General features: G+C 62.3%; 14 protein-coding genes. 4 read left to right on the top strand and 10 right to left on the bottom strand.

Annotation, left to right across the window (positions count from 1 at the left end; translation table 11 throughout):
• Positions 1 to 8 precede the first annotated feature (8 nt).
• The 5 genes from ccoN (BLV15_RS13785) to ccoN (BLV15_RS13765) all read right to left on the bottom strand — a co-directional run bounded on the left by ccoN (BLV15_RS13785) (position 9) and on the right by ccoN (BLV15_RS13765) (position 4,937).
• Entirely contained in the window at positions 9 to 1,436 is a 1,428-nt protein-coding gene (gene ccoN, locus BLV15_RS13785; protein ID WP_090229310.1) for a cytochrome-c oxidase, cbb3-type subunit I, read from the bottom strand.
• Positions 1,437 to 1,763: 327 nt separating this feature from the next.
• Complete coding sequence (gene ccoP / locus BLV15_RS13780) at positions 1,764 to 2,702, bottom strand: cytochrome-c oxidase, cbb3-type subunit III (protein ID WP_090229306.1); 939 nt, start codon at positions 2,700 to 2,702, stop codon at positions 1,764 to 1,766.
• The gene (locus BLV15_RS13775; protein ID WP_090229305.1) at positions 2,699 to 2,884 is read right to left on the bottom strand and encodes a cbb3-type cytochrome oxidase subunit 3; all 186 of its coding nucleotides are present in this window, start codon (positions 2,882 to 2,884) and stop codon (positions 2,699 to 2,701) included. Before BLV15_RS13775 ends, ccoP begins: the two co-directional genes overlap by 4 nt.
• Before the next feature lie 4 nt (positions 2,885 to 2,888).
• Complete coding sequence (gene ccoO / locus BLV15_RS13770) at positions 2,889 to 3,500, bottom strand: cytochrome-c oxidase, cbb3-type subunit II (RefSeq protein ID WP_090229301.1); 612 nt, start codon at positions 3,498 to 3,500, stop codon at positions 2,889 to 2,891.
• Between the two features lie 12 nt (positions 3,501 to 3,512).
• Entirely contained in the window at positions 3,513 to 4,937 is a 1,425-nt protein-coding gene (gene ccoN / locus BLV15_RS13765; RefSeq protein WP_090229298.1) for a cytochrome-c oxidase, cbb3-type subunit I, read from the bottom strand.
• A 53-nt stretch (positions 4,938 to 4,990) separates the two neighbouring features.
• On the opposite strand from ccoN (BLV15_RS13765), the gene BLV15_RS13760 reads away from it, so the two are divergent.
• A complete protein-coding gene (locus BLV15_RS13760; RefSeq protein ID WP_090229295.1) occupies positions 4,991 to 5,692 on the top strand; it encodes an alpha/beta family hydrolase in 702 nt (233 codons plus the stop codon).
• Between the two features lie 48 nt (positions 5,693 to 5,740).
• On the opposite strand, the gene acnA is transcribed toward BLV15_RS13760, so the two are convergent.
• Entirely contained in the window at positions 5,741 to 8,416 is a 2,676-nt protein-coding gene (gene acnA / locus BLV15_RS13755; RefSeq protein WP_090229293.1) for an aconitate hydratase AcnA, read from the bottom strand.
• Between the two features lie 257 nt (positions 8,417 to 8,673).
• On the opposite strand from acnA, the gene rlmM reads away from it, so the two are divergent.
• Positions 8,674 to 9,726 carry a 23S rRNA (cytidine(2498)-2'-O)-methyltransferase RlmM gene (rlmM, locus tag BLV15_RS13750; RefSeq protein ID WP_090229291.1) on the top strand — a complete coding sequence of 351 codons (1,053 nt, stop codon included), beginning with the start codon at positions 8,674 to 8,676 and terminating at the stop codon, positions 9,724 to 9,726.
• Positions 9,727 to 9,774: 48 nt separating this feature from the next.
• Positions 9,775 to 10,014 carry a sulfurtransferase TusA gene (gene tusA / locus BLV15_RS13745; protein WP_090229289.1) on the top strand — a complete coding sequence of 80 codons (240 nt, stop codon included), beginning with the start codon at positions 9,775 to 9,777 and terminating at the stop codon, positions 10,012 to 10,014.
• Here the strand turns inward: tusA and BLV15_RS13740 are convergent.
• On the bottom strand, positions 10,011 to 11,399 hold the full coding sequence (locus BLV15_RS13740; protein ID WP_090229287.1) for an MATE family efflux transporter: 1,389 nt from the start codon (positions 11,397 to 11,399) through the stop codon (positions 10,011 to 10,013). The genes tusA and BLV15_RS13740 overlap by 4 nt on opposite strands.
• 113 nt (positions 11,400 to 11,512) lie before the next feature.
• Between BLV15_RS13740 and pdxB the strand changes: the two genes are divergently transcribed.
• A complete protein-coding gene (gene pdxB / locus BLV15_RS13735) occupies positions 11,513 to 12,655 on the top strand; it encodes a 4-phosphoerythronate dehydrogenase PdxB (RefSeq protein WP_090229285.1) in 1,143 nt (380 codons plus the stop codon).
• 57 nt (positions 12,656 to 12,712) lie between these two features.
• On the opposite strand, the gene BLV15_RS22115 is transcribed toward pdxB, so the two are convergent.
• From BLV15_RS22115 to BLV15_RS13725, 3 genes are all read right to left on the bottom strand, one after another.
• Positions 12,713 to 12,889 (bottom strand): PA1571 family protein, encoded by a 177-nt coding sequence (locus BLV15_RS22115; protein WP_175534360.1) that lies wholly within the window; start codon positions 12,887 to 12,889, stop codon positions 12,713 to 12,715.
• A 215-nt stretch (positions 12,890 to 13,104) separates the two neighbouring features.
• Complete coding sequence (locus BLV15_RS22335; RefSeq protein ID WP_245728205.1) at positions 13,105 to 14,070, bottom strand: methyl-accepting chemotaxis protein; 966 nt, start codon at positions 14,068 to 14,070, stop codon at positions 13,105 to 13,107.
• Between the two features lie 500 nt (positions 14,071 to 14,570).
• Positions 14,571 to 15,110 carry a PAS domain-containing protein gene (locus BLV15_RS13725; RefSeq protein ID WP_090229281.1) on the bottom strand — a complete coding sequence of 180 codons (540 nt, stop codon included), beginning with the start codon at positions 15,108 to 15,110 and terminating at the stop codon, positions 14,571 to 14,573.
• Between the last annotated feature and the right edge of the window lie 197 nt (positions 15,111 to 15,307).

Raw genomic sequence — 15,307 nt, 5'->3', positions numbered from 1 at the left:
TCGGCTCCTTAGGCGATCTGAGCGGCAGCTTCATATTCCGCCGGCTTGGCTGAGCGCACAGTGCGCCATGTGTTGTATGCCATCAGCAACATGCCGCTGAGGAAGAACGCGCCACCGATCATGCGAACCAGATAACCAGGATGACTGGCTTCCAGCGCTTCGACGAAGGAGTAGGTGAGAGTGCCGTCTTCGTTGATTGCACGCCACATCAAGCCTTGGGTGATGCCGTTAACCCACATCGATGCGATATAGAGCACCGTGCCAATCGTTGCGAGCCAGAAGTGTGCATTGATCAATCCCACGCTGTGCATTTGCTGACGAGAAAAAACCTTGGGGATCAGGTGGTACAACGAGCCGATTGAGATCATCGCTACCCAGCCGAGCGCGCCAGCGTGCACGTGGCCAATGGTCCAATCGGTGTAGTGGGAGAGCGCGTTGACGGTCTTGATCGCCATCATCGGGCCTTCGAAGGTCGACATGCCGTAGAAGGCAAGCGATACGACCAGGAAGCGCAGGATCGGGTCTGTACGCAGTTTGTGCCAGGCACCAGACAGCGTCATCATCCCGTTGATCATGCCGCCCCAGCTCGGCGCCAGGAGGATGATCGACATCGCCATGCCCAGGCTCTGCGCCCAGTCCGGCAACGCGGTGTAGTGCAAGTGGTGCGGACCTGCCCAAATATAGACAGAGATCAATGCCCAGAAGTGCACGATTGAGAGACGATAGGAATAGATAGGGCGCTCGGCTTGTTTGGGAACAAAGTAATACATCATTCCCAAAAAGCCCGCAGTCAGAAAGAAACCGACGGCGTTATGGCCATACCACCATTGAATCATCGCATCAGTGGCGCCCGAGTAAAGGGAATAAGACTTGAAGGCACCTACAGGCAGCTCCATGTTGTTCACGACATGGAGCAAAGCGACCGTCAAAATGAATCCGCCGTAAAACCAGTTTCCAACATAGATATGTTTGGTCTTGCGTTTGACTATCGTGCCGAAAAAAGTGATTGCATAACTGACCCATACAATGGTGATCAGTATGTCGATGGGCCATTCAAGCTCAGCGTATTCCTTCGAAGAAGTGTAACCCAGCGGCAGGGTTATCACTGCTAACACTATTACCGCCTGCCATCCCCAAAATGTAAACGCAGCGAGGCCGTCAGAAATAAGGCGCGTTTGCGATGTCCGCTGCACGACATAATAAGATGTAGCAAAGAGCGCACATCCTCCGAAAGCGAAAATTACTGCGTTCGTATGAAGCGGTCGCAAGCGGCCAAAGCTGGCCCAGGGAGTGTCGAAATTGAGCTCCGGCCATACTAGCTGCGCAGCAATCAGGACACCAAGTCCCATTCCAACGACCCCCCAGATCACCGTCATAATGGCGAACTGGCGGACCACCTTGTAGTTATAAGCAGTTTGATGGATTGCTGTGCTCATGCTAAGGGTTCCACGGTTAATGGAGGAATCAAAGGGACAAAAAAGCGGCGGCAGTATGTAGAAAGCCCCTAGCCAATGCAATGATGTTGCCGGCAGCTCGATCTATCGCTAGGCGTTGTGATAGCGGACTATCTGCTTATTAGTCGGGTGGCGGCTAATGGGTATAGCCCATGAGTTGGGGGGTAGCCGGCGCCGCAAGAGCACTAGAGCTTAGCGGATGGCTTTTGGGGAGGGGGAGGGGTGTCGATAGGTAGTGCGACGCTTGGTCGCATATGGGTTTCTGCGAAAGAACAATGGCGGCGCTTTCGCGCCGCCATCAGCTGAGGCTTATTTACCTGCTACGTGTTCAGGTTGCTGTTGCGAAAGGCTGTACACATAGGCAGCAAGCAGATGGACCTTATCGTTACCAAGGTGATCTTCTTGTGCTGGCATTTGGCCGTTACGGCCATAGCGTACGGTCTGCTGTATTTGCGCGAGGCTGGAGCCATAGATCCAACCAGCAGGGTGTGTCAGGTCAGGTGCGCCCATCACTGGCGTGCCCTGGCCCGTTGCCCCGTGGCACGCCGCACAGTTTCCATTGAAAACCTGCTGGCCTGCCGCGACGTCAACCTGGACACCTTCCGGCAGCTTTTGCCCGGCTAGCTCCTGCCGAACGTAGGCCGCTACGTTCTTCACGCCATCTTCGCCGAGGATCTCCCCCCATGCTGGCATGGCGGCAATGCGACCTTGCAGGATGCTGGTCTTGATGGTGTCGGGGTCGCCGCCCCAGCGCCAGTTGCTATCGGTGAGATTGGGAAAGCCAACCGCGCCTTTGGCATCCGAGCCGTGGCAAACCGAACAGTAGGTTGCAAAGAGGCGTCCGCCCATTTTCAGAGCATGCTCATCCTTAGCAACATCGGCAATGCTCATCGATGCGTACTTGGCAAAGATGGGGCCGTACTCGGCATTCGCTCTGTCAACTTCACGCTGCCATTGCTTGTCTTGAGTCCAGCCGCCTTCATAACCCGGGAGTACACCTTTCCAGTTGCCAAGGCCCGGATAGAGTGCCAAGTAAACAATTGCAAAGACGATAGTCCCAACGAAAAGCAGGAACCACCATTTCGGCAGCGGATTGTCATACTCCTCGATGCCATCGAAGGAGTGCCCCAGCGTCTGATCGGTACTGCCTTTTTGTTCGCCCTTGCGAGTGGCGAAAACCAACCAGAGCAGCGCCACTAACGTGCCGATGGTCAGGAGGGTTATGTACCAACTCCAGAAAGAAGTCATTCGTTGTTACTCCTAGAATCTTGCTGGTCGTACGCTTTGGTTTTGGGCTCATCAGCGAAAGGCAAATTGGCGGCTTCATCGAAGCTTTGCTTACGCCGACTGCTGTAGGCCCAAAGCACGACGCCGACGATAGCTACAAACACCAACACCGTGCCCAGCCCGCGTAGAGTCCCGATATCCATAGCGTTACCGTTTATTCTTCAGTGAGGTTCCCAGAACCTGCAGATAGGCGACCAACGCGTCCATCTCGGTTTTTCCTTTGACGGAATCGGCAGCGGAGCCGATGTCGTCATCGGTGTAAGGAACACCCAGGGTTTTCATGGCCTTTAGTTTCGCTGCGGTATCTTTGCCGTCGAGACGGTTTTCGACCAGCCAGGGATATGCAGGCATCTTCGATTCGGGGACGACGTTGCGCGGGTTGTACAGGTGCGCACGGTGCCAATCGTCAGAGTAGCGAGCGCCGACACGAGCCAGGTCCGGGCCGGTACGCTTGGAGCCCCAGAGGAAGGGGTGATCCCATACGCTTTCACCGGCGACCGAGTAGTGGCCGTAGCGCTCAGTTTCGGCGCGGAACGGACGGACCATTTGCGAATGGCAACCTACGCAGCCTTCACGAATGTAGATATCGCGGCCTTCCAGCTGCAGTGCGGTATAGGGCTTGAGGCCCTCGACCGGCTGCGTAGTTTCCTGCTGAAAGAACAGCGGCACGATCTGAACCAGGCCGCCGATGCTTACTGCCAGAACCATGAACAGGGCGAGCAAGCCGACGTTTTTCTCAAGAATTTCATGCTTTTTCATCGCGAGCTCTCCTTAGGCCATCTTCGCCGAAGCTTCGATCTGCGCCGGCTCGGCGTCACGCACGGTGCGCCAGGTGTTGTAGGCCATCAGCAGCATGCCGCTGAAGAAGATCGCGCCACCGATAACGCGGACTACGAAGCCTGGGTGGCTCGCTACCAGCGTTTCAGCAAAGGAGTAGGTCAGAGTTCCGTCTTCGTTGACTGCGCGCCACATCAGGCCTTGGGCGATACCGTTTACCCACATGGAGGCGATGTAGAGTACGGTGCCGATGGTTGCGAGCCAGAAGTGACCGTTGATCAAGCCGACGCTGTGCATCTGCTCGCGGCCAAAGATCTTCGGAATCATGTGGTAGAGCGAACCGATGGAGACCATCGCTACCCAGCCAAGAGCGCCGGCGTGTACGTGACCGATCGTCCAGTCGGTGTAGTGAGAGAGCGCGTTGACGGTCTTGATCGCCATCATCGGGCCTTCGAAGGTCGACATGCCGTAGAAGGCAAGCGATACGACCAGGAAGCGCAGGATCGGGTCTGTACGCAGTTTGTGCCAGGCACCAGACAGCGTCATCATCCCGTTGATCATGCCGCCCCAGCTCGGAGCCAGAAGAATCAGCGACATAACCATGCCTAGGCTTTGGGCCCAGTCTGGAAGCGCGGTGTAGTGCAGGTGGTGAGGACCTGCCCAGATGTAAACGGCGATCAGTGCCCAGAAGTGCACAATCGAGAGGCGGTAGGAGTAAACCGGACGACCGGCTTGCTTCGGTACGAAGTAGTACATCATTCCGAGGAAGCCTGCAGTGAGGAAGAAGCCTACTGCGTTGTGGCCATACCACCACTGGATCATTGCATCGGTCGCACCCGAGTAAAGCGAGTAGGACTTGGTGAAGGTAACCGGGATTTCCAGGTTGTTCACCACGTGCAGCAGGGCGACGGTCAGGATGAACGCTCCAAAGAACCAGTTACCCACGTATATGTGGGTGGTTTTTCGGGTGATCAGGGTGCCAAAGAAGACGATTGCGTAGCTTACCCACACTACCGTGATCAACAGGTCGATGGGCCATTCCAGCTCGGCGTATTCTTTCGAGGTCGTGTAACCCAGCGGCAGAGTTACCGCTGCGAGCACGATCACCAATTGCCAGCCCCAGAATGTGAAAGCCGCCAGCTTCGGTGCGAAGAGGCGCGTCTGGCAGGTGCGTTGCACCGCGTAGTAGGTGGTGGAAAACAATGCGCAACCGCCGAAAGCGAAGATCACCGCATTGGTATGCAGTGGTCGCAAACGACCGAAGCTGGTCCAGGGAAGATTAAGGTTAAGTTCCGGCCAGGCCAATTGGGCGGCGATGAATACGCCGAGCCCCATCCCGACGATTCCCCAAACCACCGTCATAATGGCGAATTGGCGGACCACCTTGTAGTTGTAGGCGGTACTGGTTGCTGTGTTCATGTATGGGCTTCCATCCACGGTTTTGGGCAGATTTCTAATAAAGCGGGGCAAGGATGGTGAAAGGGGGCGGGAGGGGTATTGATACGGATCAACGTCTTCAGGACGGTGCTTCTGAGCCTTGGTTCTGGACGCTTCCGGGCGCCTCGTCGCATGCGACGTTGCTGCTCGCCCATGGGGCGGGAGCGCCGATGGATAGCCCGTTCATGGAGTCGATGGCGCAGCACTTAGCGGTACGGGGTGTGGCGGTTGTGCGCTTCGAGTTTTCGTACATGGCTGCACGCCGCCAGGACGGGATCCGGCGTCCCCCCAATCCACAGGCACAGCTGCTTGATTCGTGGCGTCAGGTCTACGCCAGTGTGCGACGCCAGGTCACAGGTGTGTTGGCAATAGGTGGCAAGTCCATGGGGGGACGCATGGCGAGCATGCTGGCGGACGAGCTGGGCGCGGATGCACTGATCTGTCTGGGCTATCCATTCCACGCACCAGGCAAGCAGGACAAACCGCGTGTTGCGCATCTGGAGGGGCTTCGAACGCCGGCTCTGATCGTGCAGGGGACGCGCGATCGCATGGGCGCGGCGGCGGAGGTCGAAGGCTATGCACTTGCGCCGGGTGTCGAGGTGCTCTGGCTGGAGTCCGGCGATCACGATCTCAAGCCAACGAAGGTGTCGGGGTTCACCCACGCTGACTATCTGGAGAGGACGGCTGTCGCAGTCGCCGCTTTTCTGGAGCGCGTCGCTGCGACAGTCGCTGATTGACCGGCTGCCCAATCGCCAACCACTCGATGCCGGCCGGCATTGGGTGCCCTATTTGGCGATCAATTCGCGCAGAACGTAGTGCAGGATTCCGCCGGCCTTGAAGTACTTCACCTCGTTGAGCGTGTCGATGCGGCACAGCACGTCGAATTCGAACGATGTGCCATCGTTGCGGGTAACTCCCACGGACAGCATCTGATGCGGCTTGATGTCGGCTGACAGTCCGTTGATGGACAACACCTCCGAACCGGTCAGCCCCAGGCTCGTGCGGGTCTGGCCGTTGACGAACTGCAACGCGAGCACGCCCATGCCGATGAGGTTGGAGCGGTGGATGCGTTCGAAGCTTTCGGCGATCACGGCCTTGATCCCCAACAGGGTGGTGCCTTTCGCAGCCCAGTCACGGCTCGAACCTGTGCCGTATTCCTTGCCCGCCAGGACCACCAGGGGCGTGCCCTCGGCTTGGTAGCGCATGGCCGCGTCATATATCGACATCTTGCTGCCTTCGGGCTGGAACAGCGTGTTGCCGCCTTCCTCGCCACCGAGCATTTCGTTGCGGATGCGGATGTTGGCGAAGGTGCCGCGCATCATTACCTCGTGGTTGCCGCGTCGGGCGCCGTACGAGTTGAAGTTCTCCGGCGCCACGCCAAGCCCCTGCAAGTAGAGGCCGGCCGGCGAGCTGGCCTTGATGTTCCCTGCGGGCGAGATATGGTCGGTGGTGATCGAGTCCCCGAACAATGCCAGTATTCGCGCCCCCGCGATGTTCTCGGGGGCTTTCGGCGGCTGGCCGATGTCCTCGAAGAACGGAGGGTTCTGCACGTAGCTCGAGCTGGAGTCCCACTCGTAGGTGTCGCCGGCGCTGGTTTCTATCGCCTGCCAGTTCGCATCGCCGCTGAACACGTCGGCGTATTGCTTGCGGAACATGGCGCCATCCACCGCGCTGACGGCTGCCGCCACTTCGGCATTGCTGGGCCAAACGTCCTTCAGGTAGATCGGCTTGCCTTCGCCGTTAACGCCCAACGGGTCCTTGCCCATGTCGATCCGCGTGGTGCCGGCGAGTGCGAACGCGACCACCAGCGGCGGCGAGGCCAGCCAGTTCGCCTTCACCATGGGGTGAACGCGACCCTCGAAGTTGCGGTTGCCCGAAAGCACCGACGAGACGATCAGGTCGTTGTCGACGATGGCTTCGCCAATCGCCTCGGGCAGCGGCCCCGAGTTGCCGATGCAGGTGGTGCACCCATAGCCGACCAGGTTGAAGCCGAGTTCGTCCAGGTATCGGGTGAGCCCGGCGTTCGCCAGGTAGTCGGTCACCACCTTGGAGCCAGGAGCGAGCGAGGTCTTCACCCACGGCTGGCAACGCAGGCCAAGCTCGACGGCCTTCTTCGCCACCAGGCCGGCAGCCATCAGCACGCTGGGGTTGGAGGTATTGGTACAGGACGTGATCGCTGCGATCACCACGGCGCCATGCTTGAGGCTGAAGGACTCGCCCTGCACGGGCACGGCGGTATCGGCTTGCTGCAGGCGGCCGCTGGTTTCCAGCAGCAGATCGAAGCTGGCACCGATGTCCGGCAGGTCGACACGATCCTGAGGACGTTTCGGTCCGGCCAGGGACGGCCGGACGCTGTCCAGTTCGAGCTCCAGGCTGGCGGTGAACACAGGCTCAGGGCTGTTCGCATCGCGCCACAGGCCTTGGGCCTTGCTGTACGCCTCCACCAGCGCGATGCGTTGCTCGTCGCGGCCCGAGAGGCGCAGGTAGTCGATGGTGACCTGATCCACGGGGAAGAAGCCGCAGGTGGCGCCGTATTCGGGCGCCATGTTGCCGATGGTGGCGCGATCGGCGAGGGGCAGGCTGTCCAGGCCGGGACCGTAGAACTCGACGAACTTGCCGACTACGCCCTGCTTGCGCAGCATCTGCGTGACCGTGAGCACCAGGTCGGTGGCGGTAACGCCCTCGCGCATCTTGCCGACCAGGCGGAAGCCGACGACTTCCGGGATCAGCATCGACACCGGCTGTCCCAACATGGCCGCTTCGGCCTCGATCCCGCCTACGCCCCAGCCCAGCACGCCCAGGCCATTGACCATGGTGGTGTGCGAGTCGGTGCCTACGAGGGTGTCCGGGTACGCGTAGGTGTCACCGTTCTCCTCGCGAGTCCAGACCACCTGGGCCAGGTATTCCAGATTGACCTGGTGGCAGATGCCGGTGCCCGGCGGCACCACGCGGAAATTATCGAAGGCCTGCTGTCCCCAGCGCAGGAAGGCATAGCGCTCGCCGTTGCGCTGCATCTCGATCTTCACGTTATCGCCGAAGGCCTGGTCATCGCCGAAACGGTCGACCATCACCGAGTGGTCGATCACCAGATCGACCGGCGACAGCGGGTTGATCTTCTGCGGATCGGCGCCGGCCTTGGACACCGCGTCACGCATCGCCGCAAGATCGACCACGCCCGGCACGCCGGTGAAATCCTGCATCAGCACGCGCGCGGGGCGGTACTGGATTTCGCGGTCGGAGCTGCGCGTCTTCAGCCAGTCGACCAGGGCGTGGAGGTCTTCGCCACGCACGGTCTGGTTGTCTTCCCAGCGCAGCAGGTTTTCCAGCAGAACCTTCAGTGAAGCCGGTAGGCGGCTGATGTCGCCGAGTCGCTTGGCTGCCTCCGGAAGGCTGAAATAATGGTAGGTACGGCCGCCCACATCGAGGCTGCGGCGGCAGTTGAGGCTATCCAGGGAGGGCATTTGCGTATCTCCTTGCGGCCCACGGTCGAGGGCGTTGCCGGTGGTGCCGGATCGAGCCGGCGCCTTGAGTACGGTAGCGGGTGCGGCGAATACTGGCCTGTCGAAGCCGCGTGCGGCCGACTGTGGAAGATGGGCCGGCTTTACTCACGCCGCCATTCACTGGACAGACCGATACGCCCCCGGTTCCCGCGTCGGCTATCATGCGCGCCCCGCCCGGGGGCCGCATCACGCGGTTGCCCGCTTCTGGAGAGCGTCACGTGGATACCCTGTTGCTGCATTGCCGCCCCGGTTTCGAGAACGAAGTCTGCGCCGAGATCGCCGAACATGCGGCGCGTCTGCAGGTGGCGGGCTATTCGAAGGCGAAACCGAACAGCGCCTATGCCGAGTTCGTCTGCAGCGAGGCCGGCGGCAGCGCCAGGCTGATGCACAAGCTGGCGTTTTCCGAACTGATCTTTCCTCGCCAGTGGGCGCGCGGTGAGTACCAGCAACTGCCCGAGGCCAAGCGTATCGAGGTGTTGCTCGAGCAACTGCAGCGCTACCCGGTGTGCGGCAGCCTGTGGCTGGAAGTGTTCGATACCAACGAAGGCAAGGAACTGTCGACTTTCTGCAGGAAGTTCGAGGCGCCGCTGCGCAAGGCGTTGCTGCAGGCCGGTCGGCTGGTCGAGGATGCGAGCAAGCCGCGCCTGCTGCTGACGTTCCGGAGCGGACGGGAGGTGTTTCTCGGCATCGCCGACGCGGGCAACAGCGCGCTCTGGCCGATGGGCATCCCGCGGCTGAAGTTCCCCCGTGAGGCGCCGAGTCGCTCGACGCTGAAGCTGGAGGAGGCCTGGCACACCTTCATTCCGCGCGAGCAGTGGGATGAGCGGCTGGCGGACGACATGACCGGCGTCGACCTCGGTGCCGCTCCCGGTGGCTGGACCTACCAACTGGTGCGTCGCGGCATGCTGGTGACCGCCATCGACAACGGTCCGATGGCGCAAAGCCTGATGGATACCGGACTGGTCCAGCACCTGATGGTCGACGGCTTCACCTGGAAACCCAAGCGGCCGGTCGACTGGATGGTCTGCGACATCGTCGAGAAGCCGGCACGCAATGCGGCGCTGCTGGAAACCTGGATCGGCGAGGGCTTGTGCCGCGAGGCGGTGGTCAACCTCAAACTGCCGATGAAGCAGCGCTACGCTGAGGTCAGGCGCCTGCTGCAACGCCTGGAAGAGGGTTTCGCGGCGCGGCGGATCAAGGTCTCGATTGCCTGCAAACAGCTCTATCACGACCGCGAGGAAGTGACCTGCCATCTGCGCCGCCTGTCCTGAGCGCGGCGCATCGGCGACAATGACCGCCAGCCTTTCTGGAGTACCTCGATGTCCCTGCAACACGATGCCGTTCTGGATGCCACCGGTCTCAACTGCCCCGAGCCGGTGATGATGCTGCACAACCAGGTGCGTGACCTGCCCGCCGGCGGGCTGCTCAAGGTGATCGCCACCGATCCGTCGACGCGGCGCGACATCCCCAAGTTCTGCGTCTTTCTCGGCCACGATCTGGTCGAACAGCAGGAGGAGGGCGGCACCTACCTCTACTGGATACGCAAGAAGGCCGACTAGGCCCTCGCGCGCCGCGCCGCCTTGTAGATCCTCTTGCGAGAGCTGCGTGCCAGGCGCGTGGCCAGCAATACCGCCGCACAACTCAGGCCGACCACCAGGCCCTGCCAAAGCCCGCGTGGCCCGGACGGCTCGCCCAGCCAGTCGGTCAGGCCGAGCGCGTAACCCACCGGCAGCCCGACGCCCCAGTAGGCCAGCAGCGTGAAGATCATCGTCGCACGGGTGTCCTGGTAGCCGCGCAGCGCGCCGGCGGCGGTTACCTGGATGGCGTCGGAGAACTGGAACAGCGCGACGTAGAACAGCAGGCTGCCGGCCACCGCGATCACCGCCAAATCCTCGGTGTAGATGCGTGCGATGTGCTCGCTGAGCAGCATCACCAGCGTCGCCGAGCAACAGGCATAGCAGAGCGCCGAGAACATCCCGACACCGGCGCAGAAGCGCGCCTCGCGGGGCTCGCCGCGGCCCAGCGCCTGGCCGACCCGCACGGTGACGGCGATCCCCAGCGACAGCGGCGGCATGAAGATCATCGAAGAGAAATTGAGCGCGATCTGGTGGCCGGCCATCACCGTCGCACCCAGCCCGCCGATCAGCAGCGCGATCACGGCGAAGATGCTCGACTCGGCGAAGATCGCGATGCCGATGGGCAGGCCGATCGTCAGCAGGCCGCGTATCGGCTGCCACGACGGGGTCTCGAAGTGAGCGAACAGCTGGCTGGGGCGGTAGCGCGGCGCCAGCTTGATCCAGCCCAGCAGGCCGAGCAGCATGCAGTTCATCACCAGCGCCGTGCCCCAGCCGCAGCCCACGCCGCCCATCGCCGGCAGGCCCAGCTTGCCGAAGACGAATACATAGGTCGCCGGGATGTTGATCAGCAGCCCGAAGATGCCGAGGAACATGCTCGGCCGGGAATAGCCGATACCGTCGCTGAAGCAGCGCAGCGCCTGGTACATCGCCACGGCCGGAAAACCGAAGGCCATGGCGCGCAGGTAGCCCATGCTGGGCTCCATCAGGCTGGTCTCGACGCCCATGGCGCGCAGGACCACGTCCGCATGCCAAAGAAGCGTGGCGGCGCTGCAGCCGAGGAACAGCGCGAGCCACAACGCCTGGCGAACCAGCGGGCCGATCTCCTGCGGCTGGCCTGCGCCGAAACGCTGGGCAACCTTGGGCGTGGTCGCCAGGATCACGCCGGTCATGAACAGGTACAGCGGCACCCAGATCGAGTTTCCCAGCGCCACCGCGGCGAGGTCGCGTGGGCTCACCCGCCCGGCCATCAGCGCATCGGTGAAGCCCATGGCGGTATGGGTGAACTGGGCGATGATGATCGGCGTGGCGAGGCGGAACAGCGCGCCAAGCTCCTGGCGCACCCGGCCCCAGCGGGATTTCAACGACATGGTGATCCTGAGCGGGTGCGGAAAGGCCGCGTAGTGTACGCAGCGACGAAGGGGCGGAAAACCCGGATGTCGTCGCATGGCTTAGAATGGCCGCCTCGAACTGGAGCCCGTGCATGCAAATCCTCGCCGACGAAAACATTCCCCTGGTCGATGCCTTCTTCGGCGCCTTCGGCCCCATTCGACGCCAGCCCGGCCGCGGCATCGATCGCGCGGCGCTAGGCGACAGCGAGGTCCTGCTGGTGCGCTCGGTGACCGACGTCAGCCGGGAGTTGTTGCGGGATAGCGTGGTGCGTTTCGTCGGCACCTGCACCATCGGCACCGACCACCTCGATCTCGACTATTTCAATGAAGCCGGCATCGCCTGGGCAAGCGCGCCGGGGTGCAACGCACGCGGTGTGGTGGATTACGTGCTCGGCAGCCTGCTCGCCCTGGCGGAGCACCACGGCGTCTCGCTGCGCGAGCGTTGCTACGGGGTGGTCGGTGCTGGCCAGGTCGGCGGGCGCCTGCTCGACGTTTTGCGCGGGCTGGGCTGGCGGGTGCTGGTGTGCGATCCGCCCAGGCAGGCGCTGGAGGGCGGCGATTACGTCGACCTGCCGACCATCCTGCGCGAGTGCGATGCGATCAGCCTGCACACGCCGCTGACGCGCGAGGGCGCCTGGCCGACCCATCATTTGATAGGGCGCGAGCAGCTTGCGGCGCTCAGGCCGGGGGCGTGGCTGATCAACGCGGCGCGGGGCGCGGTGGTCGACAACACTGCACTGAGCGACATCCTGCAGCGGCGAGCGGATCTCGACGCGGTGCTCGACGTCTGGGAAGGCGAGCCGCTGGCCGATCCGCAACTGGCGGCGCTGTGCCGCCTCGCTACGCCGCACATCGCCGGCTACAGCCTGGACGGCAAGCTGCGTGGCACGGCGCAGATCCATGGCGCCTTTTGCGAGTGGCTGGGTGTTGCCGCCGAAGTGAGCCTGGACGCTCTGCTTCCCGCGCCCTGGCTGACGCAACTCGCGTTGCAGGCCGACGCCGATTCCGAATGGGCCCTGGCTACGCTCTGTCGCGCCGTGTACGACCCTCGGCGTGACGACGCGGATTTCCGCCGCAGCCTGCACGGCGATCCCTCGTCGCGTCGTGGCGCCTTCGATGCGCTGCGCAAGCATTACCCGCTGCGCCGCGAGATCGATGGCCTGCGGGTTACCCTGGACGGGGAGGCCGGCGAGTTGGCGCGCTGGGTTCGGGCCCTGGGCTGCACGCTGGATTGATCCGGCATCAATGAAAAAGCCCGGCTTGTGCCGGGCTTTTTCATTGTGCGCGAGGGCTCAGTTCTTGGCGGGCGCCAGGAACCATTCGTCATCCAGCTCCTCGCAGGCGTGCTGGATCATCTTCTCGGTGATCGGCACTTCCTGGCCGTGCGCATCGATGATGGCGCCGCCGACCGGCTGTTGCGGGTCGACATGGACCACGCGGGGTTCATTGTCGTCATGGGGTTGATTCATCGCTGTCTCCTCATCGGTTCGCGCGCAGTCTAGGCAACCCAGATGAACGCACCGTGACATTGGGCACCTGTCGAGGCGCCAGAAAACGAAGGCCGGCCTGTCCGCAATCGCGTCCGCCCGGCTCTCGTGGTTGACCTTGCTTGTCGGCGCGGAGTTCGCGAAATGAAACGCGCGTCTGTGGTTCTCGACCTGCGGTCGCTGCGCCGGGCCGGCACTCACGCCTGGGCACGGTGCTTTTCGTCGACCATGTTGCCGATCTGCCGGATCACCTCGCGGCTGGCGCCTTCGGCGCTGTTGAAGGCATTGACGATGCCATCGTGCACCTGCTCGTCGCTCTCCCAGTCCTGGGCGGACAGGTCCATGGCCTTGGCCACGGCTTGATGCATGTCCGACTGCGGGCGCTCCAGGTCGCGATAGGCCCTGGTCTGCCCGAACAGGGCCTGGCCCGTGCCGTTGTGATACCAGTCCTGCGGGCTGCCCTCGTCGATGCCGTACTGGCTATCGGTGCCTTCGACGCGTGCGTAGGCGTTCTGCATGTACATGATGTGGTCCATCTTCACCCGCGAGGCGAAGGACAGGTCCTTGGCGCGGCTAAGCTGCTCGATGGTGGACTGCGAGCTGCTGGCGAATTCGCTGAAGCGACTGCGGAAGGCGTCCACCTGTGCGCTGACCTTTGCGCTCTGCTGGCCGGTGCTCAGCGTCTGTTCGACCATCACTCCCACGCGCTCGCGGAACCCGCCGATGATTCCGGAAATCTCGCCCGTGGCCTGCTTGGTGCGGTGTGCCAGGGCACGCACCTCGTCGGCGACCACGGCGAAGCCGCGGCCGATGTCGCCCGCGCGGGCCGCTTCGATCGCCGCGTTGAGCGCCAGCAGGTTGGTCTGCTCAGCGATCTCTGCGATGATCCGCAGCGCCTGCCCGATGCTGCCGCTGGCGTTGCCCAGCGCATCGGCGGACTCCGCCATCGATTGCATGCGTTCGTTGATGTGGGCCAGCGAGTCGTTGAGTTGATCGACTTCCTGGCGGCTGTCATGGGCGTTGTCGCGGTTGCGCTCCGCGATCGCCGCAACCGATTCGATTTCCGCGGCGACGACGTTCAGGTCGTTCTGGTTGCCGCGCAGGTTGGTCAGCAGGTTGGACGTGTTCAGCGCATGCAGGCTGGAGGACAACCGGTTGCGCATCACGTAGCGGGTGTTTTCCTCCATCGCGGTGATTGCCTGGTTGATATGGCTGAGCGAGGTGGCGAACTCGCCGGGAAGCCCGGCCGACAGGGCGCGGCGGTAGAACTTGCGCTCGGCGACCATGCCGAAGCAGGTGTTGATTTCCTTGAAGTAGGTTTCCACCAGATCGAGAAACTCGTTCAGTTCCCAGGCGACCTTGCCGACTTCGCCCAGGCCGGCGGTGTGGGTGATGCGCTGGTGCAGATCGCCCTCGCGGCAGGAGAGGATCACCCGCGCCATCTGGTTGAGCGTCGCTATGGGCCGCTTGCTGTGGGCGATGGCGTACAGGCTGAAGGCGATCGAGATGCAGGGCACCAGGACCTGCGGCCAGCTGAAACCCAGGGTCAGCATCTGCCAGCCGGCCAGCAGCAGGTTGAGCGTGACGAAGACCGTGCAGCAGATGATGAATTTCTGATTGAGGAAGGGGCTGTGTCGGCTGGTCTGACTGCGCATGGCCTGGCTCATTGCCGTTCCCCTTGCTGGTAGAGGTTGAGGATGAACTGGTCGTAGCTGAGGCCTTCTTGCGCCGGCAGCTCCATCAGATAGGCAAGGGAGGCGAGGGGCGCCTCGTTCTTCGGTTCGTTGCGCTCGATCTCCAGCATCCGGCGGTACACCGGCTCGATGACGCGCACCGCCGAGGCCGGAGCCGGGCGCCTGACGGAGTAGTAGCCGATGATGTTGCCCTGGAGGTCGCAATCCGGGGTGATGTTGGCGAAGACCCAGTAGAAGTCGCCGTCCGAATTCATGTTCTTCACCAGGCCGAAGAACTCGCGGTTCTGCTGCAGGGTGTCCCAGAGCAGTCTAAACACGCCACGCGGCATGTCCGGGTGGCGGATGAGGCTGTGCTGCTGACCGAGCACCTGAGTCTCGGAATAGTTGGCGACACGCATGAAGCAGCGGTTGGCGTACGTCACTCGCCCGCTGAGATCGCTCTTGGAGATGATCATCTCCCGATCATTGAACCGGACTTCTTTTCCCGTCGGCTTGATGCTGTTCTTCATCCGCGCACTCCCCTGGTGAGTGCTGTATTTTGCCGCACCCCAATACGCCGCCGAATGCTCGGGATCAATTCGGCATCGTAGAGACGGGCTCAGGGATAGGGGGCAGAGCTGTTTTTAAGCGCGGAGCCGCAGGGCGGCGTTTCAGGATTCGATGAGCACGATGACGCGGGGAGGGAGGCGACCCCGCCGGTTACGGG

Source organism: Pseudomonas kuykendallii, from assembly GCF_900106975.1.
Lineage (GTDB): Bacteria > Pseudomonadota > Gammaproteobacteria > Pseudomonadales > Pseudomonadaceae > Pseudomonas_O > Pseudomonas_O kuykendallii.
The sequence above is the reverse complement of the archived record's forward strand: the minus strand, read 5'-3'. Positions and strand labels throughout refer to the sequence as shown.

Excerpts from the sequence above, each read along its gene's own strand:
- pdxB (WP_090229285.1), top strand. The coding sequence starts at position 11,513 with ATGCAAATCCTCGCCGACGAAAACATTCCCCTGGTCGATGCCTTCTTC.
- BLV15_RS13775 (WP_090229305.1), bottom strand. The coding sequence starts at position 2,884 with ATGGATATCGGGACTCTACGCGGGCTGGGCACGGTGTTGGTGTTTGTA.
- ccoN (WP_090229298.1), bottom strand. The coding sequence starts at position 4,937 with ATGAACACAGCAACCAGTACCGCCTACAACTACAAGGTGGTCCGCCAA.
- ccoN (WP_090229310.1), bottom strand. The coding sequence starts at position 1,436 with ATGAGCACAGCAATCCATCAAACTGCTTATAACTACAAGGTGGTCCGC.
- BLV15_RS13760 (WP_090229295.1), top strand. The coding sequence starts at position 4,991 with ATGGTGAAAGGGGGCGGGAGGGGTATTGATACGGATCAACGTCTTCAG.
- BLV15_RS22335 (WP_245728205.1), bottom strand. The coding sequence starts at position 14,070 with ATGCGCAACCGGTTGTCCTCCAGCCTGCATGCGCTGAACACGTCCAAC.
- ccoO (WP_090229301.1), bottom strand. The coding sequence starts at position 3,500 with ATGAAAAAGCATGAAATTCTTGAGAAAAACGTCGGCTTGCTCGCCCTG.
- tusA (WP_090229289.1), top strand. The coding sequence starts at position 9,775 with ATGTCCCTGCAACACGATGCCGTTCTGGATGCCACCGGTCTCAACTGC.
- BLV15_RS22115 (WP_175534360.1), bottom strand. The coding sequence starts at position 12,889 with ATGAATCAACCCCATGACGACAATGAACCCCGCGTGGTCCATGTCGAC.
- ccoP (WP_090229306.1), bottom strand. The coding sequence starts at position 2,702 with ATGACTTCTTTCTGGAGTTGGTACATAACCCTCCTGACCATCGGCACG.
- acnA (WP_090229293.1), bottom strand. The coding sequence starts at position 8,416 with ATGCCCTCCCTGGATAGCCTCAACTGCCGCCGCAGCCTCGATGTGGGC.
- BLV15_RS13740 (WP_090229287.1), bottom strand. The coding sequence starts at position 11,399 with ATGTCGTTGAAATCCCGCTGGGGCCGGGTGCGCCAGGAGCTTGGCGCG.
- BLV15_RS13725 (WP_090229281.1), bottom strand. The coding sequence starts at position 15,110 with ATGAAGAACAGCATCAAGCCGACGGGAAAAGAAGTCCGGTTCAATGAT.